This is a genomic window from Methylocystis sp. Se48, from assembly GCF_056269425.1.
In genome coordinates this window covers 2,758,452-2,779,791 of sequence record NZ_CM149850.1, presented here as the reverse complement: position 1 = coordinate 2,779,791, position 21,340 = coordinate 2,758,452, and the positions used below count along the sequence as shown (strand labels likewise).

General features: G+C 67.3%; 25 protein-coding genes and 1 pseudogene. 10 read left to right on the top strand and 16 right to left on the bottom strand.

Going from position 1 to position 21,340, the window contains the following annotated elements:
* Positions 1-58 precede the first annotated feature (58 nt).
* Positions 59-280, top strand: a complete 222-nt coding sequence (locus ACV959_RS13615; RefSeq protein ID WP_475737118.1) for a DUF2093 domain-containing protein — start codon at positions 59-61, stop codon at positions 278-280.
* Here ACV959_RS13615 and lpxK read toward each other — a convergent pair.
* The 4 genes from lpxK to ACV959_RS13595 form a co-directional block, all read right to left on the bottom strand.
* Positions 264-1,262, bottom strand: coding sequence for a tetraacyldisaccharide 4'-kinase (lpxK, locus tag ACV959_RS13610; RefSeq protein ID WP_475737117.1), 999 nt, complete (start codon positions 1,260-1,262; stop codon positions 264-266). The two genes, ACV959_RS13615 and lpxK, sit on opposite strands and share 17 nt — an antisense overlap.
* A gap of 3 nt (positions 1,263-1,265) precedes the next feature.
* Positions 1,266-2,543: a 3-deoxy-D-manno-octulosonic acid transferase gene (locus ACV959_RS13605; RefSeq protein WP_475737116.1), complete on the bottom strand. Its 1,278-nt coding sequence runs from the start codon at positions 2,541-2,543 to the stop codon at positions 1,266-1,268.
* 136 nt (positions 2,544-2,679) lie between these two features.
* Positions 2,680-2,934 (bottom strand): DUF4170 domain-containing protein, encoded by a 255-nt coding sequence (locus ACV959_RS13600; RefSeq protein WP_475737115.1) that lies wholly within the window; start codon positions 2,932-2,934, stop codon positions 2,680-2,682.
* Positions 2,931-3,755, bottom strand: a complete 825-nt coding sequence (locus ACV959_RS13595; RefSeq protein WP_475737114.1) for an inositol monophosphatase family protein — start codon at positions 3,753-3,755, stop codon at positions 2,931-2,933. Before ACV959_RS13595 ends, ACV959_RS13600 begins: the two co-directional genes overlap by 4 nt.
* A gap of 220 nt (positions 3,756-3,975) precedes the next feature.
* Here ACV959_RS13595 and ACV959_RS13590 point away from each other — a divergent pair, with 220 nt between their 5' ends.
* A complete protein-coding gene (locus ACV959_RS13590) occupies positions 3,976-4,491 on the top strand; it encodes a DUF6101 family protein (RefSeq protein ID WP_475737113.1) in 516 nt (171 codons plus the stop codon).
* Between the two features lie 36 nt (positions 4,492-4,527).
* On the opposite strand, the gene ACV959_RS13585 is transcribed toward ACV959_RS13590, so the two are convergent.
* Genes ACV959_RS13585 through ACV959_RS13565 form a run of 5 tightly spaced genes read right to left on the bottom strand, consistent with a single transcriptional unit; the run spans position 4,528 to position 8,412 of the window.
* A complete protein-coding gene (locus ACV959_RS13585; RefSeq protein ID WP_475737112.1) occupies positions 4,528-5,670 on the bottom strand; it encodes a CobW family GTP-binding protein in 1,143 nt (380 codons plus the stop codon).
* A 19-nt stretch (positions 5,671-5,689) separates the two neighbouring features.
* Positions 5,690-6,565: a metal ABC transporter substrate-binding protein gene (locus ACV959_RS13580; RefSeq protein ID WP_475737111.1), complete on the bottom strand. Its 876-nt coding sequence runs from the start codon at positions 6,563-6,565 to the stop codon at positions 5,690-5,692.
* A gap of 5 nt (positions 6,566-6,570) precedes the next feature.
* The gene (locus ACV959_RS13575; protein ID WP_475737110.1) at positions 6,571-7,440 is read right to left on the bottom strand and encodes a metal ABC transporter permease; all 870 of its coding nucleotides are present in this window, start codon (positions 7,438-7,440) and stop codon (positions 6,571-6,573) included.
* Positions 7,430-8,212 carry a metal ABC transporter ATP-binding protein gene (locus ACV959_RS13570; RefSeq protein WP_475737109.1) on the bottom strand — a complete coding sequence of 261 codons (783 nt, stop codon included), beginning with the start codon at positions 8,210-8,212 and terminating at the stop codon, positions 7,430-7,432. The genes ACV959_RS13575 and ACV959_RS13570 overlap by 11 nt, the downstream gene beginning before the upstream one ends.
* Complete coding sequence (locus ACV959_RS13565) at positions 8,209-8,412, bottom strand: hypothetical protein (RefSeq protein ID WP_475737108.1); 204 nt, start codon at positions 8,410-8,412, stop codon at positions 8,209-8,211. Before ACV959_RS13565 ends, ACV959_RS13570 begins: the two co-directional genes overlap by 4 nt.
* A gap of 227 nt (positions 8,413-8,639) precedes the next feature.
* Between ACV959_RS13565 and rpsU the strand changes: the two are divergent.
* Together rpsU and ACV959_RS13555 are read left to right on the top strand one after the other, a co-directional pair.
* Positions 8,640-8,858, top strand: a pseudogene (rpsU, locus tag ACV959_RS13560) (30S ribosomal protein S21); the annotation flags it as partial.
* A 120-nt stretch (positions 8,859-8,978) separates the two neighbouring features.
* The gene (locus tag ACV959_RS13555) at positions 8,979-9,848 is read left to right on the top strand and encodes a tetratricopeptide repeat protein (protein WP_475737107.1); all 870 of its coding nucleotides are present in this window, start codon (positions 8,979-8,981) and stop codon (positions 9,846-9,848) included.
* A 32-nt stretch (positions 9,849-9,880) separates the two neighbouring features.
* Here the strand turns inward: ACV959_RS13555 and ACV959_RS13550 are convergent, their stop codons facing one another.
* Positions 9,881-10,588, bottom strand: coding sequence for a TerC family protein (locus tag ACV959_RS13550; RefSeq protein ID WP_475737106.1), 708 nt, complete (start codon positions 10,586-10,588; stop codon positions 9,881-9,883).
* 324 nt (positions 10,589-10,912) lie between these two features.
* Here ACV959_RS13550 and ACV959_RS13545 point away from each other — a divergent pair, with 324 nt between their 5' ends.
* Together ACV959_RS13545 and ACV959_RS13540 are read left to right on the top strand one after the other, a co-directional pair.
* Positions 10,913-12,040: a PQQ-dependent sugar dehydrogenase gene (locus tag ACV959_RS13545; RefSeq protein WP_475739670.1), complete on the top strand. Its 1,128-nt coding sequence runs from the start codon at positions 10,913-10,915 to the stop codon at positions 12,038-12,040.
* Positions 12,037-12,552, top strand: a complete 516-nt coding sequence (locus tag ACV959_RS13540) for a phospholipase D-like domain-containing protein (RefSeq protein ID WP_475737105.1) — start codon at positions 12,037-12,039, stop codon at positions 12,550-12,552. Before ACV959_RS13545 ends, ACV959_RS13540 begins: the two co-directional genes overlap by 4 nt.
* Here the strand turns inward: ACV959_RS13540 and ACV959_RS13535 are convergent.
* Positions 12,519-13,715, bottom strand: a complete 1,197-nt coding sequence (locus ACV959_RS13535; RefSeq protein ID WP_475737104.1) for a MiaB/RimO family radical SAM methylthiotransferase — start codon at positions 13,713-13,715, stop codon at positions 12,519-12,521. The genes ACV959_RS13540 and ACV959_RS13535 overlap by 34 nt on opposite strands.
* Complete coding sequence (gene dapF, locus ACV959_RS13530; RefSeq protein WP_475739669.1) at positions 13,712-14,572, bottom strand: diaminopimelate epimerase; 861 nt, start codon at positions 14,570-14,572, stop codon at positions 13,712-13,714. The genes ACV959_RS13535 and dapF overlap by 4 nt, the downstream gene beginning before the upstream one ends.
* Positions 14,573-14,720: 148 nt before the next feature.
* Between dapF and ACV959_RS13525 the strand changes: the two genes are divergently transcribed.
* The 3 genes from ACV959_RS13525 (at position 14,721) to ACV959_RS13515 (ending at position 17,501) form a co-directional block, all read left to right on the top strand.
* A complete protein-coding gene (locus ACV959_RS13525; protein ID WP_475737103.1) occupies positions 14,721-15,404 on the top strand; it encodes a GyrI-like domain-containing protein in 684 nt (227 codons plus the stop codon).
* A gap of 109 nt (positions 15,405-15,513) precedes the next feature.
* Entirely contained in the window at positions 15,514-15,870 is a 357-nt protein-coding gene (locus tag ACV959_RS13520; RefSeq protein ID WP_475737102.1) for a copper resistance CopC family protein, read from the top strand.
* 2 nt (positions 15,871-15,872) lie between these two features.
* Entirely contained in the window at positions 15,873-17,501 is a 1,629-nt protein-coding gene (locus ACV959_RS13515; RefSeq protein ID WP_475737101.1) for a copper resistance D family protein, read from the top strand.
* On the opposite strand, the gene ACV959_RS13510 is transcribed toward ACV959_RS13515, so the two are convergent.
* The 3 genes from ACV959_RS13510 to ACV959_RS13500 are packed head-to-tail and all read right to left on the bottom strand — an operon-like array spanning position 17,486 to position 19,196.
* Positions 17,486-18,355, bottom strand: coding sequence for a hypothetical protein (locus ACV959_RS13510; protein WP_475737100.1), 870 nt, complete (start codon positions 18,353-18,355; stop codon positions 17,486-17,488). The genes ACV959_RS13515 and ACV959_RS13510 overlap by 16 nt on opposite strands.
* A 41-nt stretch (positions 18,356-18,396) precedes the next feature.
* Positions 18,397-18,615: a helix-turn-helix domain-containing protein gene (locus tag ACV959_RS13505; RefSeq protein WP_475737099.1), complete on the bottom strand. Its 219-nt coding sequence runs from the start codon at positions 18,613-18,615 to the stop codon at positions 18,397-18,399.
* Positions 18,615-19,196 (bottom strand): DUF2975 domain-containing protein, encoded by a 582-nt coding sequence (locus ACV959_RS13500; protein ID WP_475737098.1) that lies wholly within the window; start codon positions 19,194-19,196, stop codon positions 18,615-18,617. Before ACV959_RS13500 ends, ACV959_RS13505 begins: the two co-directional genes overlap by 1 nt.
* A 91-nt stretch (positions 19,197-19,287) precedes the next feature.
* On the opposite strand from ACV959_RS13500, the gene ACV959_RS13495 reads away from it, so the two are divergent.
* The gene (locus tag ACV959_RS13495) at positions 19,288-19,896 is read left to right on the top strand and encodes a hypothetical protein (protein WP_475737097.1); all 609 of its coding nucleotides are present in this window, start codon (positions 19,288-19,290) and stop codon (positions 19,894-19,896) included.
* Between the two features lie 118 nt (positions 19,897-20,014).
* Here the strand turns inward: ACV959_RS13495 and carA are convergent, their stop codons facing one another.
* Positions 20,015-21,199 (bottom strand): glutamine-hydrolyzing carbamoyl-phosphate synthase small subunit, encoded by a 1,185-nt coding sequence (carA, locus tag ACV959_RS13490; RefSeq protein ID WP_475737096.1) that lies wholly within the window; start codon positions 21,197-21,199, stop codon positions 20,015-20,017.
* Positions 21,200-21,340 lie beyond the last annotated feature (141 nt).

The window sequence follows — 21,340 nt, the reverse complement described above, 5'->3', positions numbered from 1 at the left end:
GACGTTTCGGCGTCTTACCGGACAGCCGCTCACGCGGCGCTTCAACAGAAGATTTCGCATGAACCGCTACGAACGCACTCCGCAGCCGGCCGGAGAGGCCGAGATTGAATATCTCGACGGCGAATATCGCGTTCGCAAACCCGGCGCGTATGTCCGTTGCGCGGTGACCGGCGAGCCGATCCCGCTCGAAGACCTGCGCTACTGGAACGTCGATTTGCAGGAGCCCTACAGCGGGCCGCACGCCAAGCTGATGAAGCTCGGCCTCAAGAAGCCCGACTGAGCCGAGCCCGCGCCAGCGTGGCGGCCAGCGTCGCCGCGACGCCGTCGCGGTCGCGGAATTGGAGGGCGACCGGCACGGCCGTCGCGTCGAGGCCGCTCGCGCTCAAGCGCGCGGCGTCCTTCTCGGTCGTGACGAGTCGCGCGCCGTAGCGGCGGCCAAGCGCCGTCAACTCCGCAATGTCGCGCGCGCCGAAGCGATGATGATCCGGAAAGCTCTTCGTCGCGACGGCGTCGGCGCCGATGTCGCGTAACGTGCGGAAGAACTTGTCCGGCCGGCCGATCCCGGCGAAGGCGACGACGCGTGCGCCCGCCAAGGCGCGGGCCGCGTCGGCGTCCGGCGCGAGCCGCGCCTCGAAGACGGGCTTGCCCGCCCGCAGCGCGAGGGCCTTGCCCGGCGCGCCGTCGCCAACGACGATCAGCGCGTCGGCGGCCGCGAACTGGGCGTCGAGCGGCGCGCGCAACGGACCCGCCGGAAGGCAGCGGCCGGCGCCGGCCCCGAAATCCGAGTCGACGACGAGAAACGCCAGATCGCCCGCGAGGCGCCGGCTGTGAAAACCGTCATCGAGAATGAGGAGGCTTGCGCCCTCGTCCCGCGCCAGCGCCGCGCCGGCAGCGCGGTCGGCGCCGACGACCGTGAGCCCGTGGCGCGCGAGCAGAACGGCCTCGTCGCCGGCGGTCGCCGCGTCGTCGCGCATGGGGTCGAATACAAAGGGCGCGGCGCGGCCGCCGCGTTTCCCAAAGCCGCGGGTCAGCAGGGCGGGGCGCTCGCCGCGCGCGGTCAGCATGCCGGCAAGCGAGATAACGAGCGGCGTCTTGCCGTCGCCGCCCGCCGTCAGGCCGCCGACGACGATCGTCGGAAGGTCGGCGCGCAGGCCCTGCGCCGACAGCCTTTGTCGCGCGAACGCGCCATAAAGCGCGCCGAGCGGCGCCAGCAGCCGGGACGCAACGCCGTCCGCGCGCCAGAACGCGGGCGCGCGCGGCAATCCTTAACGCTCCGCAATGGCGATTTGCGCCAGAAAGGGCTCCACCGCCGTCATGATGCCGCGCGAGGCGCCGCCAAGCCTGTCGACGGCTTCGGCGCCAGCGCGCCCCATGCGCCGCATGCGCGCAGGCTCGGACAGAAGGTAGCGCACGGCCCGCGCCAGCGATGCGGCGTCCGTCACGCGGGCGGCCGCTTTGGCCGCCGCGAGCTCGTTGTAAACCTCATTGAAATTGTCGATATGGGGGCCGTAGAGGACGGCGCAGCCCAGTTTGGCGGGTTCGATGGGATTTTGCCCGCCGCCGGGGATGAGCGACTTGCCCATGAAGACGATGCCGGAGCCGCGGAAAAAAAGTCCCAGTTCGCCGATGGTGTCGGCGACGTAGATTTCCGCATCCCGTCCGGGCTCGCCATCGCGCGTGCGCAGCGCCGCGGAAAAGCCGCGGGCGCGGGCCAGCTCGGCGATGTCCGCGCCGCGCTCGCGATGACGCGGCGCAATGATGGTGAGAAGGCCGGGGATCTGTTTGGCGAGTTCGGCGTGCGCGTCGAGCACGATCTCTTCCTCGCCCGCGTGCGTCGAGACGGCGGCCCAGATCGGCCGCGCGCCGACCGCGCCGTTGAATTCCGCGAGCCGCGCGGCGTCGACCGGCGGCGGCGGCACGTCATATTTCAGATTGCCGGCGACGCGCACGCAGGGCGCGCCGAGCGCCAGAAAGCGGGCGGCGTTGTCCGAGTCCTGCGCGAGGCAGAGGTCGATGGCGCCAAAGACCGTCCGCGCCGCGCCGGGCAGGCTGCCCCAGCGCTCCGCGGACTTTCGCGAAATCCGCGCATTGGCGAGCACGAGCGGCATGCCGCGCGCGCGCACGGCGGCGACCATATTGGGCCACAGCTCGGATTCCGCGAAGATCGCGATGTCCGGCCGCCAGTGATCGAGAAATCGCTCGACGAATTTCGGCGCGTCGAGCGGCGCATATTGATGGAACGACCCCGCCGGCAGGCGCGGCGCCAGCACGCGCGCAGAGGAGACCGTCCCGCTCGTCACCAGCACCTCGGCGCCGCGGCGGATGAATCGCTCGATCAGCGGCAGCAGCGAGACGCTTTCTCCGAGGCTTGCGCCATGGAGCCAGACGAGCCGTCCCTCGGGGCGCGCGCGCGAGGCGATCCCCAGTCTCTCGTCCAGTCGTGACAGGTCTTCCTTGCCCTGCGACGCACGCCAGTTCAGCATGGCGCCCGCGAAGGGGGTCGCGACGGTCGTCGCCAGCCGGTAGAGCTTCAAAAGCGGCATGTTTCCTTGATCTTTTGAACGCAGCCGCTCTTCTGCCCCAAGGCGGCGCCACACCCGGCGAACGCGCTCCCGCCGCGCCCGCAGCAATACATGCTTATTCTTCCGAAACCCGGCGATTTTTGGAAAGCGCCAGGACTCACAAGGCGTCGTGGTCGGGGTCGAGGAGGCGATGGAGGTGCACGACGAAATAGCGCATGTGCGCATTGTCCACCGTCGCCTGAGCCTTCGCTTTCCAGGCGGCGAGGGCGCTGTCGTTGTCGGGATAAATGCCCACGATGTCGAGCTTCGTCGGGTCGCGGAAGGTCACCCCGTCGAGCGACTCGAGTTCGCCGCCGAAAACGAGGTGGAGGAGCTGCTTTTCCTTCCTTGCGGGCGTCGCCTGCTTCGTCATGACCAGCTGATTCCTTTCGAAACGGTGCGGGCTATTTCAATTGTCTCGTCGAGAAGCGCTTTCGGCGCGGCGACGAGCATGCCGCGCCTGGAAGAGGTGCGATTATAGACCAGCGGCCCGTCGTCCACCTCGGCGAGCGCGGCCCCGGATTCATCCAGAATGACGTCGGCCGCGGCGATGTCCCAGTCGCGGGCGTTGGGCGAGGAGATCACGAGGTCGTAACGCCCGGCGGCGATGTCGACGAGGCGCAGCGCGAGCGACGGCATGCGGGGCGCGAGCACCAGATTTTGCGGCAACTGGCCGATGTGGGCGTGGAGCGGGCGCGGCGCGACCACCATGGCGCCCGCAATGCCGGAGCGGGCGTGGGCCTCGAGGCGCTGGCCGTTGAGAAAGGCGCCCTGTCCGAGCGCGCCGGTGAAGGTTTCGTCGCGCGCCGGCGCGTGAATGACGCCGACGGTCGGCCGCCCGCTCTCGACCAGCGCGATCGACACGGCCCAGCGGTCGTCGCCGCGGGTGAAGGCGTGGGTGCCGTCGATCGGGTCGACGACGACGAGGGCGTCGCGCGAGAGGCGGTCGTCCGTGTCGGCGGTCTCCTCCGAGAGCCAGCCGGCGGCGGGCGCGAGCCGCCGCATTTCCTCGAAGACGAAGCGGTCCACGGCGAAGTCCGCCTCGGTCACGGGCGAGCCCCCGCCCTTGTAGGAGACGGCTGCGGCCGTGCACTGGCCGGGACGGAAGTAGGAGAGGGCGATTTCACCTGCCTCGCGCGCGACGGCTTCGAGGCGCGAGAGGAAATCGGATCGTTCGGACAGGCTGAGGGGCATCACGGAAACCAGTAGGGGAGGCGTCGCCCGCCCGCAAGACGGTCGAAAAAGCGAATTGCCGACAATTTGAACAATCCTGTTTTGCCCGGCTTCACCGTGGAAGGCGTTTTTGACCTTTAAAGCAATGGTTTATGTCGTATTTACCACCCTTGTTAGCGACATGGGCGTCGCCCCTCGCGCAGAGTCGCGCCAGCAAGAGAGTTCAACCCTGGAGGGGCCCATGTTCGAAGCCGGCAATGCGCGCAAGACCGAGGAAGCCCTTCTCGTTCAGCGCGACTGGCGCGCCGACGGCGGCGCGCGCCGCGTGCGCGTCACGCCCGGCAAGATCGTCATCATGCGCCGCTTCGGCGGCATGGAGATGACGATCGCGGTTCCGGTCTCCGCCTATCGCGGCGTCGTGCTCGACGTGCGCGAGGGCGCCGACGGCGCGCCGCTCTATCGCCTGTCGCTCGACCACCGCGACCGCGATCTCGAAGTGGTCCTCGGCCGGACGCAGGACAGCGCCGAGGCGCTCGCCGACTGGAAATTCTGGGCATCGTGGTTCGGTCTGCCCCGCCTGACGGTGACGGACGGCCAGCTCGTTCGGGCCGGCGCCGGCGAGGCCGCCGCGCCGCGCCGCGGCAACGCCGCCGTGCGCCAGCGCCGCCCCCAGTTCCTCGCGCGCCGAAAGACCGGCGACGGGCGCCGCATGGCGGACGTCTTCGCCGGCGAGCGGGAAATCGTCTGCTACGAGTGAGCGCGCCTCGCGGATCGCTGCTGCGAGCGGGCCGCCTCAGCTGACGACCTGATCGAAGCCTTGGCGGATCATGTCCTCTTTCAGCTTGCGGCCGATGAAGACGAGACGGGATTCGCGCTTCTCGCCCTCTTTCCACTCCCGCTGGAGATCGCCGTCCAGAATCATGTGAACGCCCTGGAAGACGAAGCGGCGCGGCTCGTTCTTGAAGGCGACGATGCCCTTGCAGCGCAGAATGTCCGGTCCTTCCTTCTGAACGAGCTCGTTCAGCCAGGGCACGAAACGCTCAGGGTCTACTTCGCCCGGATGACGCAGCGAGATCGACTGCATCTCCGCATCGTGGATGGCCTTGAGATGGCCGTGGCCGTCATGGTCGTGGCGATCATGGTGGTGATGATCGTGCCCGCATTCCGGTCCGCATTCATGATGATCATGCGCATGTTCGTGATGGCGATGCTCCGGATTGTCGCAGCCGGGGCCGCAGTCGTGGTCATGGTCTTGATGCGCATGGCCATGATGGTCGTGATCATGTTCCTCGACCGTCAGGAAATCCGGCTCCATCTCGAGAATGCGGTCCAGATCGAAGGCGTTGCGCGCCAGCACGGCGTCGAGCGGCACATTCGCCTTCACGGCGCGATGCAGCGTGGCGTAGGGGTTGATGCCGCGAATGCGCGCTTCGACTTCCTCGAGTTCGTCCGGCGTCGCCAGATCGGTTTTGTTGAGGATGACCACGTCTGCGAAGGCGATCTGGGTCTTGGCCTCCGGCGCGTCCTTCAGGCGGTCGCTCAGCCATTTGGCGTCGGCGACGGTCACGATGGCGTCGAGCGTCGCCGCGTCCTTCACGTCCGCGTCGACGAAGAAGGTTTGCGCGACGGGCGCCGGATCGGCGAGGCCCGTCGTCTCGACGATGATGGCGTCGAACTTGCCGCGCCGGCGCATCAGCCCTTCGATAATGCGGATGAGATCGCCGCGCACGGTGCAGCAGATGCAGCCGTTGTTCATCTCGAAAACTTCCTCGTCCGCACCCACGACGAGGTCGTTGTCGATGCCGATCTCGCCGAATTCATTCACGATCACGGCGTAGCGGCGGCCGTGCTGTTCGGTCAGGATGCGGTTGAGGAGCGTCGTCTTTCCGGCGCCGAGATAGCCGGTGATGATGGTCACGGGAATTTTGTCGGTCACAATCTCTCTCCGATAGCGCTCACGGCGCCAGAGCTTTGGCCAATTCTCCAACATTGTGGCGCATCATGTCGATATAATTCGCGCCGCCTTCGCCGGGCGACGACAGGGCGTCGGAAAACAGCGTCCCGCCGACGCGCGCGCCCGTCTCGGCCGCAATGCGCGTGGCGAGGCGCGGATCGGAGATATTTTCCAGAAACACCGCGGCGACCTTGTGCTGTTTCACGGAATCGATGATGCGGGCGATGTCCCGGGCGCTCGCTTCGGCCTCGGTTGAGACGCCCTGCGGGGCGATGAACTCCACGCCGTAGCGGGCCGAGAAATAGCCGAAGGCGTCATGGGTGGAGACGACGCGGCGGCGTTCTTTGGGGATCGCGCCGAGGGTCTTGACGATCTCCGCGTCGAGCTCGTCGAGCCTCGCGAGATAGGCGTTGGCGCGGGCGTTGTAGCTTTCCGAGCCCAGAGGGTCCGCGGCGATCAGCGCGTCCCGGATTTCCTTGACGTAAATCTTGGCGTTGGCGACGTCCTGCCAGGCGTGCGGGTCCGAGCCTTCCTCGCCCGCGCGCGCCGCGACGCCCTTGCCCAGCGTGACGACGGTTCCCTTGCTCTTCGACGCCCGGACGAGGCGCTCGAGCCAGCCCTCGAAGCCGAGGCCGTTGACGAAAATGAGCTTCGCCTGCGCAATACTCCGGCCGTCGGCGGGCGTCGGCTGATAGACATGCGCATCCCCGTCCGGCCCCACGATGGTCGACAAAGCGACGCGGTCGGCGCCGACTTCCTGAACAAAATCGCCGATTATGGAAAAGCTTGCGACGACGGGAAGCTTCCCGTTCTGCGCAGCGGCGGGCGCGGCGAGCGCGGCCCCGAGAAACGCCAGAAAATGTCTGCGTGTCGGCATGAAACTCACCCTTCGAGATGACGGCGCGGCCGTTTTAGGCGCAGAACGCCGCCGGCGCGGCCGAATATGAGGGAGGCGAAATACACGAGCCCGGCGGCCAGAATGATCGCCGGCCCCGTCGGCGCCCCGGTTTCGTTCGAGAAAACAAGACCGACATAGGCGCAGACGATGGCGACGCCCGCCGAGAGCGGCAGGGCGGCGCCGAGATCATGCGTCCAGAGCCGCGCGGCGGCGGCGGGCAGCATGATGAGCCCCACGGCCATCAGCGTGCCGAGCGCCTGGAATCCGGCGACGAGATTGAGCACGACGAGGCACAGAAAAAGGTAGGGAATCGCCTCGCCGAGCGCGCTGGTCTGGCGCAGGAAGAGGGGATCGAGCGTGTCCATCGCCAGCGCGCGGTAAAACACGGCGAGGACGGCGAGGGTGAGCGTTGAAACCCCCGCGAGCATGTAAAGCGCCGCGTCGTCCAACCCGAAAACGGAGCCGAACAGCACATGCAGCAGGTCGACGCTGGAGCCGCGCAGCGACACGAGCGTGACGCCGAGCGCGAGCGAAACGAGATAGAAGGCGGCCAGCGAGGCGTCTTCCCGCAGCGTGGTGAAGCGCGACGCGGCGCTCGTCGCGACGGCGACGACGAGTCCGGCGACGAGGCCTCCGAAGGTCATGGCCGGCAGTGACAGTCCGGCGACCAGATAGCCGATCGCCGCGCCCGGCAACACCGCATGGGAGAGCGCGTCGCCCGCGAGCGACATGCGCCGCAGGATGAGAAAGACGCCGAGCGGCGCTCCCGACAGCGCGAGCGCGACGGAACCCACGAGGGCGCGGCGCATGAATTCATAGTCGACGAAAGGCGAGATGAAGACGTCAGCGAGCATGTTCGGTTTCTTCGTCCCGCAGGCATTCGCGCGCCTCGCGGTCGTAGGCCTCGGACATGGCGCGCGCGCGGGAGAGGTTTTCGGCGCTGAGCGCGTCGCCGGTCGGCCCCCAGGCGATGCATTCGCGCGCGAGCAGCAGCGTCCGCGGAAAGGCTTTCCGGGCGAGATCGAGTTCGTGCAGAACCGCGACCACTGTGCGGCCCTCCGCCCGCCATTGCGCAATGAGCGACAGCAGATCGGCCGTCGTCGCTTCGTCGATGGCGCCGAAGGGTTCGTCCAGCAGGATGACGCGCCGGTCCTGCACGATGAGCCGCGCGAAGAGTACGCGCTGCATCTGTCCGCCGGAGAGCGTGTCGATGGCGCGGTCTTCCATCCCCGCGAGTCCGACGCGCGCGATCGCGGCCGATGCGCGCCGGCGCTCCGAGGCGTCGAGGCGTCCGAAAAGGCCGACGCGCGACATCGCGCCCATGGCGACGAAGTCGCGGACGTTGATGGGAAAACTGCGGTCGACCTCGACGAGTTGCGGCAGATAGGCGACGTCCCGCGCGCCGGCGCCCTCGATGCGCCCGCCAAGTGGCCGCAGGAGCCCCGCCAGCGCCTTGAGAAGCGTCGATTTCCCGGCCCCATTGGGTCCGCAGACGGCCAAAGCGTCGCCAGGCGCGATTTCGCCTTCCAGATGGTGGACGGCTGGGCGCCGGTCGTAGCCAAGCGTCAGATTGACGAGCCGGATCGGCCTCGGCGGCTCGGCGTGGCGCGCAGCTTCCAGTTTCAATGGACCGCCCAGTAGACGCCGGCCCAGAGCGCGGCGAGCAAAATCGAAACGGCCAGAAGCCGGGCACCGGCGGAGGTCTCAATCAGCGACGGGCGGTCGCCGGCGGACGGCGGGACGAGCGCGGCGCCGCCGTGAAAATGGCCGTGCGACTCGTCGCCGGCGTGATCGTGGCGATGGCAGCGGGAAGTCGCGTCGCTCATAAGTCACGTTATAATATAACTCGATGGAAGAACAAGCGCCGGAGTCCGCTTTCGCGGTTTGGCGAGATTTCGGGCGTCGGGAGGCATGGACAGGGCCGCGCGACTCTGCTATCTCCCCGGCTCGCGGGTCAGGCGCTCCGTCAGCGCCCGGCGACCTATTCCCTATTCGGACAGGTTCGGCGGATCGACGATCCTTCGAGCCGCCCGCCAGAAAGCAGGATGGTTTCGTGCAAGTTCTCGTTCGCGACAACAATGTCGATCAGGCTCTGAAGGCGCTGAAGAAGAAGATGCAGCGTGAGGGCATTTTCCGCGAAATGAAGCTGCGCGGTCATTACGAGAAGCCGTCCGAGAAACGCGCCCGCGAGAAGGCGGAAGCCGTTCGCCGCGCCCGCAAACTCGCGCGCAAGAAACTGCAGCGCGAAGGCTTGCTCCCGGTCAAGGCCAAGTCGACGGGCCGCTGAGTTTCGTCCTGCTGTATTCCTGCTCTTCGAGGGGCGTTCTGACCAGCCCCTCGGCATAAAACCAGCTTTTATTTCGAGAAGAGTCGGTCGAGAGGAACGCCAGGCATGAGCTTCCGCCTTTTGGCGACGTCGCGGCGCTTGTCTATCATCCCCTCGCGGATCCCTCTTCTGGGCGGCGCGGCGCTCGTCGCGTTGGTCCTCGCGGGCTGTGAGACGGCGAGCGGCATACGCCCGCCGGGGCGCGGCATTGCTGAGATTGCGGACACCGACCCCAAGGCCGCCTCGGCCAATATCGATTCGCTGTCGGAAGTCATCCGCCGCAATCCCGCGAGCGCAGAAGCCTACAACACCCGCGGCGTGGCCTATGCGCGGATCGGCCGCTTCCAGGAAGCGATCGCCGATTTTTCGCAGGCGGTCAAACTCGATCCCAACAACGCCGCCGCTTACACCAATCGCGCCCTGGCGAATCGGCAGGCGGGACAGAACGACGCCGCCCGCGCGGATTTCGATCGCGCCATCCAAGTCAGCCCCAATCACGCCCCGGCTTACATCGGCCGCGCCAATCTGCTGCGGGCGCAAGGCCATCTCGATCAGGCGCTCTCCGATCTCGATACGGCGATCCGGCTCAATCCCGAAAACGCGCAGGCGTTCCACGCGCGCGGCCTCATTCACCAGAAGCGCGGCGACGACGCCCGCGCCGTGACGGACTTCGACAACGCCATCGACCGCGATCCCTTCGCGGCGGCGCCCTATCAGGCGCGCGGCGAGAGCCTCGTCGCGCTCGGCAAATACGACAAGGCGATTGAGGACTTCAACGCCGCCCTCAACGTCGACAGCAAGAGCGCGATCGCCTGGGCCTGGCTGGGCCTTGCTTATGATAAGAACGGCAACCGGACCAAGGCGCAGGAATCCTACCAACGCGCGCTGCAACTCGATCCGCAGCAGCCGATCGCCAAGCAGGGGATGAGGGGCTGACGACCGACGCCGAAGGGGTGCTGGATCGGTCGCTATTCTCCACGCTTTTCTCGATCGCGTTTGTCTTCCCGCCACTGGCGATAGACCTGCACCGCGAAGGCCACGGCGAGCACGATCGCCGCGCCCGCGATCGACAGCGTCCGCTCGAGCGACCCGTGGTCGACGCCGTGAATGCGCTCCGGCACTGCAGGGTCGGCGGCCGCCATGTCGCCCGCAACCCAGCCGAGGAGCCCGGCGCCCGCCCAGACCAGCACAGGGAACCGCTCCAGAACCTGCAGCAGAAAACCGGCTCCGAACATGACGATGGGGACGGAGAGCGCGAGTCCGAAAACGATCAGCGCGGTCGAGCCGTGCGCCGCCGCCGCGATGGCCAGCACATTGTCGAGCGACATCACGGCGTCCGCCATGATGATCGACATCACGGCGCCCATCAGATTGGGTCGCGCCTTGACGTCGGAAGGTTCGGTCTCGTCGATCAACAGCTTGACGGCGACGATGAGGAGAAGGAGCGACCCGAACGCCTTGAGATAGGGGATGCCCATCATTTGCACGATGAGCAGGGTGAACAGAACGCGCAGGACGACGCCGCCCAGCGCGCCGAGAAACACGCCCCAGCGCCTTTGCTTGACGGGAAGTTGACGGCAGGCGAGCGCGATCAGAATGGCGTTGTCGCCGGAAAGCAGGATGTTGATCCAGATAATTTCGAGAACTTCCCAGCCGTCGGTGAGTTCAAAGCCCATATGACCCGTTCCCGATTGCCGCCGACGGCGGACGACGCGCTGAATAGCCTGTTTTCGGGGTGGGCGGAAGCTGACCCGCTCGCCGGCGCGGACTTTTCTTTCGCCATGAAAAAGGCTGCGCACCGTCGTGACCCGAACGCGCGGACCCGAGTTTTTCGGCGCGGGAGACGCGCGGCGGAAAGGGCCGCGTTTGCCGCTGCGCCGCCGCGAACTATATTAAATGGAACGTCGTCCTTCCCAGGTTCGCTCATGCGTAACGTCAAGTTTTTTCGGCTCGTCATCATTCTCGCCGCCGCTCTCGCGGCCGGCTTCGGCGTCGTCGACATGGTTCGCTCACGGCCCGCCCGCCAGCCGGACAAGGCGGAGATCGAGGCGACTCTCTCGCGCATCAAACTGCCGGAAGGCTTCACGATTTCTCTCTACGCAATGGTCCCGGGCGCGCGCACGCTCGCAGTGGGCGCGCAGGGCAAGGCGATTTTCGTCGGCGCGGGCGATCAGCGGCCTTCCGTGATCATTCCGGGCGGCGACGAGGCCGCCGCCGTCGAGCCCTTCGCGCCGACGATGGGCTTCAGCGTGCCCCACGGCGTGTGCCTCTCGAAGGACGGCGCGCTGTTTCTCGTCGAACGCAACCGCGTAACGCGTTTCGACGACGCTGAGAATACGTGGCGCGACGCTGCCTCCAAGGCGCAGGTCGTCGTCAAGGCGGGCGATCTCATTCCGCGCGCCGAGGAAAGCAGCAACCACACGACGCGCGTTTGCATCGTGGGGCCGGACGGCAAGCTCTATATTTCGCTCGGCCAGCCGCACAATGTCGCGCCGAAGGAAAAGGCGACGCTCTACGCCGAGACTGGGATCGGCGGCGTCATTCGCATGAATCCAGACGGCACAGGCCGTGAAGTCTTCGCGACAGGCATTCGCAATTCGGTCGGCATGGATTTCGACGATCAGGGCCGCTTGTGGTTCACCGACAATCAGGTCGACAACATGGGCGACGACATTCCGCCCGGCGAGATCAACCGCGCCGACCGGCCCGGGCTCAACTTCGGTTTTCCCTGGTATGGCGGCGGCCATGTGCGCACGCATGAATACGCCGCGCGCACGCCGCCGGAAGACGTCGTCTTCCCCCAGGTGGAGGAGGTCGCCCACGCCGCCGATCTCGGCATGACCTTCTACCGCGGCAAGATGTTTCCCGAGGAATTTCGCGGCGGGATCTTCTCGGCGCAGCACGGCTCCTGGAACCGGACGGTTCCTGTCGGCGCCCGCGTGATGTTCACGAAGCTCGGCCCCGGCGGCGAAGGGGGCGTGTCGACGCCATTCGCTGAAGGATGGAACCTCGGTGACGGCGGTTATGCGGGACGGCCTGCAGGCGTTGCGGAACTCGCCGACGGGTCGCTGCTCGTGACGGACGACCAGAACGGCGCGGTCTATCGCATCGCCTATCGCGGCAAGTGACGCGAAAACGTCTGGCGTTCGCTCTCGCATTCGTCGCGCTTGCGCCGGCGGCGGGCGCGGAGCCTTGCGTCATCGAGCGCCACGCCTACGCGCCGCGAGTCGATCTCGAAGCAATCGACGTCGAACTGATCGGCCGCGCGACGCGCACGATCGACATGGCGGCCTATGTGCTCACGAGCGTTCCCATCGTCGAGGCGCTGAGCGTGGCGGCGCAGCGCGGCGTGAAGATTCGTCTCTATCGCGACGGACGCGACGCGCGCATGCCGCGGCGTCTGGCGGAAGCCTATGATCGCCTTGCCGCGCAGCCGAATGTCGAAATCCGCTACAAGGGCGATCCGCAGCCGTTCATGCATCTCAAGGCCTATGCGGTCGATGGCGAACTGGTTCGCGAGGGCGCCGGCAACTTCACCCATTCGGGCTTGCGCAAGCAGGACAATTCTCTCGTCGCTCTGAGATGCGCCGCCGCCGTCGCCCGATTTCAGGAGGCGTTCGACGCCATGTGGGCGCGCTGAGGCGCCGGACGCAAGGCGACTTCCAGCGCGCGTCCGTCGTGTCCCGTCACGCGCGCCTCGATGATTTGTCCGGCGTCGAGGCCCGGCGCACGCGCGAGCGTGAAGTCCATCGCGCGCGCGGAGCCCCCGCGTTCGGTCAGCAGGCGCAGCGTCTTGCCCATCTGTGCGTCGAGGTGCCGCGCGAGCGCCGCTTCTCCCGCCGCGCGCAGACGCGCGGCGCGATCCCTGGCGATGTCGCGCGGAACCTGCGGCATACGCGCGGCGGGCGTTCCCGGCCGCGGCGAAAAGGGGAAGACGTGAAGATGGGTGAGGCCGCAGTCGTCGACGAGCGCCAGCGTGCGCGCGAACATCTCTTCCGTCTCCGTCGGAAAGCCCGCGATGACGTCGGCGCCGAAGACGATCTCGGGCCGCGCCGCGCGCAACGCCGCGCAGATGCGAATGGCGTCGGCCCGCAAATGCCGCCGCTTCATGCGCTTGAGGATCAGATCGTCGCCCGCCTGCAGGGACAGATGCAGATGCGGACAGAGGCGTTCCTCCTCCGCGAAAGCGATCAGCAGATCGTCGTCGGCCTCGACGCAGTCGATGGACGAGAGGCGCAGGCGCGCCAGCTCGGGAAGCTCCCGGAGCAACAGCCGGACGAGGCCGCCGAGTTTCAGTCCGTCGGCGTCGTAGCTCGTCAGATCGACGCCGGTGAGCACGATCTCCTGCTTGCCGCGCGCAACGAGAAGGCGCGCCTGCGAGACGACATCATGAGGCGCAACCGAGCGCGAGGCGCCGCGGCCGGCGGGGATGACGCAGAAGGTGCAATCGTGATCGCAGCCGTTCTGCACCGCGAGGAAGGCGCGTGTCCCTTCCTCCGCCGCGCGGGCGCGATTCGACGGCTGTTCCGAAACAACCTGCGTCACGCCGTCCATGGCGGCGAAGCCTTGCGGGTCGATGCGCGCCGCGCAGCCGGCGACGACAATGCGCGCTTCGGGCCGCTCGCGATGCAGACGGCGGATGGCCTGCCGCGCCTGCCGCGTCGCCTCGCCTGTCACGGCGCAGGTGTTTACGATGATCGTCTCGCCGCCGCCGCCGTGGTTTTTACGCGCCAACTCTTCGCTGTCGACCAGGTTCAGCCGGCAGCCGAAGGTGACGACCTCGACCTTTTCCCCGGCGTTCACGCCTCGGCGCTTTCAAAAAGCTCGGGCGCGAGCCGCGTTTCGAATTCGAACTCGACCGGTCCCGTCATCATCACATGATCGTCGTCGCGCCAGGCGATATGCAGGTCGCCGCCCGGCAGGCGCAGGCGCGCGCGCCGGTCGGAGAAACCCGCGCGCGTCGCCGCGACAAGGGTTGCGCAGGCGGCGGAGCCGCAGGCTTTCGTCGCGCCCGCGCCGCGTTCCCACACGCGCAGAAGAAAATCGTCCCGCGCGATCGCCTGCGCGAAGGAGACGTTGACGCGCTCGGGAAACAGCGGATGGCTTTCGATTTTCGGCCCCAGCGTTTCGAGAGGAACGGCCATGGCGTCGGCGACGAAAAAGACGGCGTGCGGATTGCCCATGCTCACCGCCGAAAACTGCGCGGGCGCCCCGTCGACGGCGGGCTCCAGCGCCACGGCGCGCGTTTCGGCCGCGCGCGCGAGCGGAATGTCGCGCCAGTCGAGCTTCGGGCGGCCCATGTCCACGGTGAAGCGGGTTTCCGCCTCGCGGACGGTTTCGAGCCGGCCGGCGTCGCTTTCGAGGGAGAGGCGCGCCTTGCCCTCGCGTGCGAGCGCAAAGGCGACGCAGCGCGTGCCGTTGCCGCAGGCGCCGGAGCGCGAGCCGTCGACGTTGTAGATGCGCAGATAGGCGTCGTCGCCCGGCGCGCGCGGGTCGTGCACGGCCATGAGCTGGTCAAAGCGCAGCCCCGGCGCCCGGGCGATGGCGCGGGCCTCCTGCGGCGCGACGACGTGATCGAGGCCGCGCAAATCGAGGACCAGGATTTCATTGCCGGCGCCGTTCATGCGCAGGATCGGACGGTTCGCGAGCGGATGGGCCATGTGTCTTTCCATTGACGCGCTCGTATATAGAGACGCCGCCGCCTGAGCGCTACTTTTGCGCCGCCCGACGCCTGTCGCAATTGCGGCGCAAAAGAGGGCGGCGATTCGCGGATAGAGGACGCATCGACGCATGGACGAGGAACCGGGCTTGATCGACACCCTGCGAACGCACTGGCGGGCGCTGGCGATTTTCACGCTGCTCGTCGCGACGGCGGCGATCCTCGCCGAACGCTGGATGTTCCGGCCCGCCGAGATCGACGACGAGGCGCCGTCCCGGCCCGCCGCGAGCGCGCCCGCCGTCCCGCAGGCCGCCAAACCAGACGAGAAGACGGAAGCGAAGCCCGCCGCGCCGGAAAGCCCGGCCGCCGCCGTCATGAGCGAGACGGTGACCGTCGACGCGCGCCCCGCCGCCGTTCTGAAAGGGCAGGGCAAGTGGGAGGACGCCTCGAAGACCGTCTCCGAGGCGCTGAAGAAGCTCAACGGCGCGGTCGCCAGAGCCGGGCTGGCGGTGAACGGCCGGCCGATCGCCGTCTTCACCAAGACCGACGACGCGGGCTTCTCCTTCGAGGCCATGGCGCCGCTCGCCGCCGCGCCGGAAGGCAAGCCCAAGCTCTCCGACGGCGTCGAGATCGGCGCGTCGCCCGCCGGCAGGGCGCTGAAATTCCAGCATCGTGGCGCTTATGACGAAATCGACGCCACCTATGAGGCGATCGCCGCCTATCTCGACGAGAAGGGGCTCGACACGAAAGACCTGATCATCGAGGAGTATCTCACCGATTTCAAAGGCGAGGATGCTGAGGTGGAGGTGGACATCTACGTTTTTCTCAAGTGATCGCAGCAAACGCGCGCGGCGCCGCGGCGACATTGCTTCATCGCGTCGAAATCGGATATTCGGGCGCGTTCTACGCCTGAAAAGGCGTCCGTCCTCGGGGGCGTCCGACATGAAGCTTATTCGACTTGCGCCGGCTTTCGTCTGGCTGGTCCTTTTCAGCGGCGCGGCGGAGGCGCACGCCATCGTGATCGCGTCCTCGCCGCGTCCGGATCAAACCGTGACGGGCGAGGAACTCGCCATCGAAATCCGCTTCAACAGTCGGATCGACGCGGGACGCTCTCATCTCAGGCTGTTCAAGATCGACGGGGATGCCGCGACGCTGCCGATGACCGATGCGTCCTCTCCTGATACGCTGAAAGCGACCGCACGCGGCCTGACGCCGGGGCGATATCGTCTGCATTGGCAGACGCTGAGCCCCGACGGCCATATCACGCAGGGCGACATCCCCTTCGTCGTGGTCCGCTGACCATGCAGCTTTTTGTCGACATATACGGATTTCTGAGCGTCGTGCTGCGCGGTTTCATCCTCGCGGCGCAATCGGTCGCAATCGGCGGGCTCGCCTTCCTGCTGGCGCTCGTCTGGCCGCTCGGCGACGCGCTGGGCGCGGCGGGAGAGACGCTCGCCCGCCGCGCGCTGCGCCTGATCGCCTCCGCCGCCATCGCGCTTGCGGCCGCGGAAACGCTCGCGGCCGCTTCGCTGACCGCGATGCTGGTGGGCACGCTGGAAATTCCGGTCCGCGAGGCGGCGGGCGCGCGCGCGGTCGCGGTCGATCTGATGGCGGCGGCCATCGCCGCGGCGATTGCGGTTGCGGCGCGCCGGGCGCAATCCGGCGGCCGGGCCATCCGCGCGGCCGCGCCCATTCTGTCGGCGCTGCTTCTGGGCGTTCAGGCGGGGTCGACGCACGCCGTCAGCCAGTTCGAGGGGGCCGTTGCGCTGTCCGCCTCGGAATTCCTGCATATGCTCGGCGCCGCCGTCTGGATTGGGGGCATTCCCTTTTTCCTCATGGCGCTGACGGAGCTGGCCGAACCAGCGGCCCGTGCCGCGGCGGCTCGGCGATTCTCGACGATGTCTGTCGGCGCCGTCGCCTCGCTTCTCGCGGGCGGCGCGCTCATGGCGGTCTATTACGTCGGAACGCCGTCGGCGTTTTACGGGACTTCCTATGGCGTCATGCTCAGCGCCAAGATCGTCTTGCTGCTGGGGCTTCTGTTCCTCGGCGCGATGAATTTCCTCGCCGTTCGCCAGATGAGGGAGGAGCCGGCTGGACCGCTCCTGCGCACCCGGCGCTTCGCCGAGGCGGAAATAGGAATCGGCCTCACCGTATTGTTTTGCGCGGCCTCGCTCGCCTCGCTTCCGCCGGCGCGCGACTTGCCGAACGACCGGGCGAGTCTGACCGAAATCGTCGACCGCCTCGAACCGCGCCTCCCCGTGCGGCTCGACAGCCCGGATTTTGCGACGGTCTCGGCGGCGCTGCCGCCGGAGGCGCTGAAATACCTCCCGCCCGGCGCCCAGCCGCCGCGCTCGCCCGCCGACATCGCCTGGTCGGAATATAATCATCATTGGGCGGGCCTTTTCGTCGCCGCCATGGGCGTGATGGCGCTGCTCGAGCGCGCGAACCGCCGTCTTGCGCCTTACATGCGCCACTGGCCGCTGGCGTTCCTGGGGCTCGCGGGCTTCCTGTTTTTGCGCGCCGATGAAATGGTCTGGCCGCTAGGCCGCCTCGGGCTGATCGAGAGCTTGAGAGATCCCGAGATCGCGCAGCACAGGCTGCTGACCCTACTTATCGTCGCCTTCGGCCTCTTCGAGTGGCGGGTGCGGCTTGGGCGCGTCAAGGCGTGGTGGGCGCCCTACGTCTTCCCGATCAGCACAGCGACGGCGGCGGCCTTTCTTCTCACTCATTCCCACGCGCTCGCCAATCTCAAGGAAGAGACGCTGATCGAGATCACCCACACGCCGCTGGCCCTCGTCGGCGTCGCGGCGGGCTGGTCGCGCTGGCTGGAGTTGCGCCTCGACGGCGGGGCGAAGAGGATCGCGGGTTTCGTGTGGCCCGTCGCCTTCATTCTCGCGGGATTGATGCTGGTTTTTTACCGGGAGGCCTGAAGGCTTTCCGCGAAATCTTTCCAGAGCTCCCAGGGCGCGCCGCCGAAGGCCGCGCGAAAGGCGTCGTCGAACTTCTCGCCGGCTTCGAGGCTTCGCATCAGCCGGGAGAACCCCGCGGCGTCCCGCTTGCGCAGCCAGGCGACGAAGACGGCCGCCTGCCGGTAAGCAAGGCGCTGTCGAAAGGAGCGGGGATCGCAACCGGCGTCGCAGGGCGGTTCGGCGGCGAAAGGGATCGCCATGAAGTTCGACCAGGGCGTCGCGTCCAGAATGACGCCATAGCCGTCGCGGATGGCCTGTTCCGCCTGCGCGTCCGAAACGCTCTCCGCCGCACCGCCGTCCGACGCCATGACGGCGAGGCCCTCCGTGAACCATTGCGGCGGGCGCGGCGCCCTGCGCGGACGCCAGCCGAACAGATGGACGTGGGACAGTTCATGCGTCAGCACGCCGGTCAGGCGATCGTTTTCTTCCTTGCAGAGCGTGGGCGAGAGCATCGCCCGGCCTGCGCGCGAAACGCCGGCGACCGCGCCGTCGCCGAGCCCGTTGGCGCGGGCGTAGGCGTTGAAATTGTCATAGACGCCGACGATGGGCGCTTTCGAAAAGGGCCGGCCGTGTTCGGCCTCGACTTTGGCGATGGCCGCGGGGAGAACCGCCGCCACGGCGTCGGCGCAGGCGCGCGCCCTTGTCTCGAAATGGATGCGTCCATCGGTTTCCAGCGCGGGCAGGGCGACGGGGTCGTTGAGTTCGGCAAGCAGCGCGGCGCGCAACTGCGGCCGGATGGTGAAGGAAACGCCGAGCGCGAGGGCGAGCGCAAGCGCGAGCAGCGCGACGAATTTCGCAATGCGCGTCGCGGCCATCCGAACTCCTCCCGCCTATTGTAAAGCCGAACTGGCGTTTGTTATTTCGTCGGTTCTTCCCGGCGATATTCCAATATATCGCCGGGCTGGCAATCCAGCGCCTCGCAGATTTTTTCCAGTGTGTCGAAACGCACGCCCTTAACCTTACCCGATTTCAGAAGGCTCACGTTCTGCTCGGCGATCCCGATCAGCTGGGCGAGGTCGCGCGAGCGCATCTTGCGCCGCGCGAGCATCACGTCGAGGTTGACGACGATGGGCATCAGACGAACTGCGCGTTTTCGTCCGCGATGTCGGTCGCCGTTTTCTGGATATGGGCGAGCGCGAGCAAAGTCGCGAGCAGAAGCACGGTGGAGAGATCCTCGGGACGGAAATAGACGGACACGATATGCCCGCCCGCGCCCTTGTGCGCCGTGAGGATGAGCGACATGAGCGGCCGCGCCGCAATGTCGACGAGGGCGGCCATGAGGCCGAATAGCGCGAGACGGCGCAGCCAGGTCGCTGCGTCCGACGCAAAAATGCGCCCGTCCAGATAGCCGGAAAACAGCCGCCAGGCGCTGTAGGAGGCCGCGGCCAACAGGAGCCAGATCGCGAAGCTGACGCCGAAGGCCCCAAGCCGCTGCATTCCCGTCGCCTCGCTGACGTCGACGCCGAGCCCAGCGCCGAAGCGCGAGGCCACGCGCGCCTCGTCGCTCCAGAAAGCGGCGATGGCGTAGAGCATCCAGACGCAATAGGCCGCCGCCGACGCCCGCAACGCCTGGCAGAGCCAGCCGATGCGGGCGCGAAGCGTCGCCAATTGCACGTCTTCCGCGACTGGCGAGGTGGAAAGCGAGTTCATCGTCATGCCGATCCTCCTGTGTTCGATGAGTTACGATTGACACATAAAAAAATTAATGTCAAACATTAAAAAATAAGTCCTATTCATGAGGAACGTCATGTTTCATCGGTTTTTGATCCTGCTCCTGTCCGCGCTCGGCGCGTGCAGCCATGTGCCGGTTTCCACGATGTGGGCGCTGCGCAATTTCGACGCCGCCGCCGTTGACCCAGCCGCGCTGCGCGCGGCGGTGCGGCTTCCCGACGCGTTCGAACCGCGGCCGGGCGGCGTGACGCTCACCGTCGGCTGGCGGCGGGAAGGGGAGGAGCCCCATGAGGCGAAAATCGTTTTGAAGGAGACGGCGGCCCCGGAGGACGTCGCGCCGCTGACCCATGAGAAGAACGCCGGGACGCGCCTTTACGTCTACCGGGTCGACCCGGCGGATTATGCGGAAATTCGCGCCCGTCAGAAGGCTTTTCTGGAAGAGAAGGCGCGCAATCCGGGCGCGACGCGCGGCTCATTCGGCGTGGCCGCCGACGCCTGCCGGCGCGGCGCGTTTCCGGACGGGCCGTTGCTGACGACCTCTTACCTGCGCACGCAACAGGGCGGCGCCTATCTCACGCTGCTGAGGGACGTCGATCTGCGCGCGGCGGTCACGGCGGAAAAGCCGCTCGACGCGCTCGTGCCGCCTTGCGAGAAATTCACGAATCGCGCGGAGTCCGCGAGATAAAGCCGCTCATCGCGCGCAGCGCATTGACCTCCGGTCACGCCAGGGCTCAGAATCGCCTCGTCGCCGTCGCTTCGCGCATCCTGGCCATCGGTTGGCGACGACCCAGGCGGCGTATCCGTTACGCCGCCTTCGCCTTCTCCATCATTTCGACGAAGCGCCGGAAGAGATAATGGCTGTCCTGAGGGCCGGGGGAGGCTTCCGGGTGATGCTGCACCGAGAACGCCGGTCGGTCGGTGAGCGCGATCCCGCAATTGGAGCCGTCGAAGAGCGAACGATGTGTTTCGACGGCGTTCCCCGGCAGGCTGTCGCGGTCGACCGCGAAGCCATGATTCATCGACACGATCTCGACCTTGCCGGTGGTAAAGTCCTTCACCGGATGGTTCGCGCCGTGATGTCCCTGCGGCATCTTTCGGGTCTTCGCGCCGACGGCGAGCGCCATCATCTGATGGCCGAGGCAAATGCCGAAGGTCGGCACCTTCTTTTCGAGCAGGTCGCGGATCACGGGCGCGGCGTATTTGGCGGTCTCGGCCGGATCGCCGGGGCCATTGGATAGGAACACGCCATCGGGCTTGAGCGCCAGAATCTCGGCGCTCGTCGCCGTGGCGGGGGCGACAATGACCTCGCAGCCCTGATCGGCGAGGAGACGCAGAATGTTGCGCTTGACGCCGTAATCGATGGCCACGACGCGGAACTTTGGTTGCGCGACACGCTCACCATAGCCGACGCCGAGCCGCCAGGTGGTTTCCTTCCAGTCGTAGCGCGCCTTGGCGCCGACGCTTGGCACGAGGTCCATGCCGTCGATCCCAGGCCACGCCGCCGCCCTGGCCTTCAGCGCCGCGATGTCGAACTTGCCGTCGGGCGAATGAGCGACGACTGCGTTCGGCATGCCGCGCTCGCGGATGAGGACCGTCAGCGCGCGCGTGTCGATCCCGCACAGGGCGACGATCCCGCGCCTCGCGAGCCAGTCGGTCAAGGTCGATTCGGCGCGGAAATTAGAGGGGTCGGTCACCGGCTGGCCGAAGATGGCGCCGACCGCCCCCGCGCTCGTCGCGAGGTCGACCGTCTCGACGTCGTCCTCGTTCACGCCCACATTGCCGATATGCGGGAAAGTGAAGGTGACGATCTGCGCGGCGTAGGAGGGGTCGGTCAGGATTTCCTGATAGCCCGTCATGGCGGTGTTGAAGCAGACTTCGCCCGCCGCCTCGCCGACCGCGCCGAGGCCATAGCCCTCGATCACTTCGCCGCTCGCGAGCACCAGCACGCCGGTGTGCGCCGGCTTCGTCCAGCCATTGTCTTGGGTCATCGACCGTCCATTTGCGTTCGGGCGGGGCAAGCCGTTATGACAGGCGCCTCGCCGCGCGTCATAACCGCGCCGAGCCGTCGGGGACGGCGTCGGCTCGCTTGCCGGGACCAGCCCGGCCATGGCGCGAGAAACTCTGAAGGA

Bases quoted from the DNA above. Each gene is read 5' to 3' on its own strand.
- ACV959_RS13615 (WP_475737118.1), top strand. From the start codon at position 59: ATGAACCGCTACGAACGCACTCCGCAGCCGGCCGGAGAGGCCGAGATT.
- ACV959_RS13605 (WP_475737116.1), bottom strand. From the start codon at position 2,543: ATGCCGCTTTTGAAGCTCTACCGGCTGGCGACGACCGTCGCGACCCCC.
- ACV959_RS13600 (WP_475737115.1), bottom strand. From the start codon at position 2,934: ATGACGAAGCAGGCGACGCCCGCAAGGAAGGAAAAGCAGCTCCTCCAC.
- ACV959_RS13595 (WP_475737114.1), bottom strand. From the start codon at position 3,755: ATGCCCCTCAGCCTGTCCGAACGATCCGATTTCCTCTCGCGCCTCGAA.
- ACV959_RS13590 (WP_475737113.1), top strand. From the start codon at position 3,976: ATGTTCGAAGCCGGCAATGCGCGCAAGACCGAGGAAGCCCTTCTCGTT.
- ACV959_RS13580 (WP_475737111.1), bottom strand. From the start codon at position 6,565: ATGCCGACACGCAGACATTTTCTGGCGTTTCTCGGGGCCGCGCTCGCC.
- ACV959_RS13575 (WP_475737110.1), bottom strand. From the start codon at position 7,440: ATGCTCGCTGACGTCTTCATCTCGCCTTTCGTCGACTATGAATTCATG.
- ACV959_RS13565 (WP_475737108.1), bottom strand. From the start codon at position 8,412: ATGAGCGACGCGACTTCCCGCTGCCATCGCCACGATCACGCCGGCGAC.
- ACV959_RS13555 (WP_475737107.1), top strand. From the start codon at position 8,979: ATGAGCTTCCGCCTTTTGGCGACGTCGCGGCGCTTGTCTATCATCCCC.
- ACV959_RS13550 (WP_475737106.1), bottom strand. From the start codon at position 10,588: ATGGGCTTTGAACTCACCGACGGCTGGGAAGTTCTCGAAATTATCTGG.
- ACV959_RS13545 (WP_475739670.1), top strand. From the start codon at position 10,913: ATGGTTCGCTCACGGCCCGCCCGCCAGCCGGACAAGGCGGAGATCGAG.
- dapF (WP_475739669.1), bottom strand. From the start codon at position 14,572: ATGGCCCATCCGCTCGCGAACCGTCCGATCCTGCGCATGAACGGCGCC.
- ACV959_RS13520 (WP_475737102.1), top strand. From the start codon at position 15,514: ATGAAGCTTATTCGACTTGCGCCGGCTTTCGTCTGGCTGGTCCTTTTC.
- ACV959_RS13515 (WP_475737101.1), top strand. From the start codon at position 15,873: ATGCAGCTTTTTGTCGACATATACGGATTTCTGAGCGTCGTGCTGCGC.
- ACV959_RS13510 (WP_475737100.1), bottom strand. From the start codon at position 18,355: ATGGCCGCGACGCGCATTGCGAAATTCGTCGCGCTGCTCGCGCTTGCG.
- ACV959_RS13505 (WP_475737099.1), bottom strand. From the start codon at position 18,615: ATGCCCATCGTCGTCAACCTCGACGTGATGCTCGCGCGGCGCAAGATG.
- ACV959_RS13500 (WP_475737098.1), bottom strand. From the start codon at position 19,196: ATGACGATGAACTCGCTTTCCACCTCGCCAGTCGCGGAAGACGTGCAA.
- ACV959_RS13495 (WP_475737097.1), top strand. From the start codon at position 19,288: ATGTTTCATCGGTTTTTGATCCTGCTCCTGTCCGCGCTCGGCGCGTGC.
- carA (WP_475737096.1), bottom strand. From the start codon at position 21,199: ATGACCCAAGACAATGGCTGGACGAAGCCGGCGCACACCGGCGTGCTG.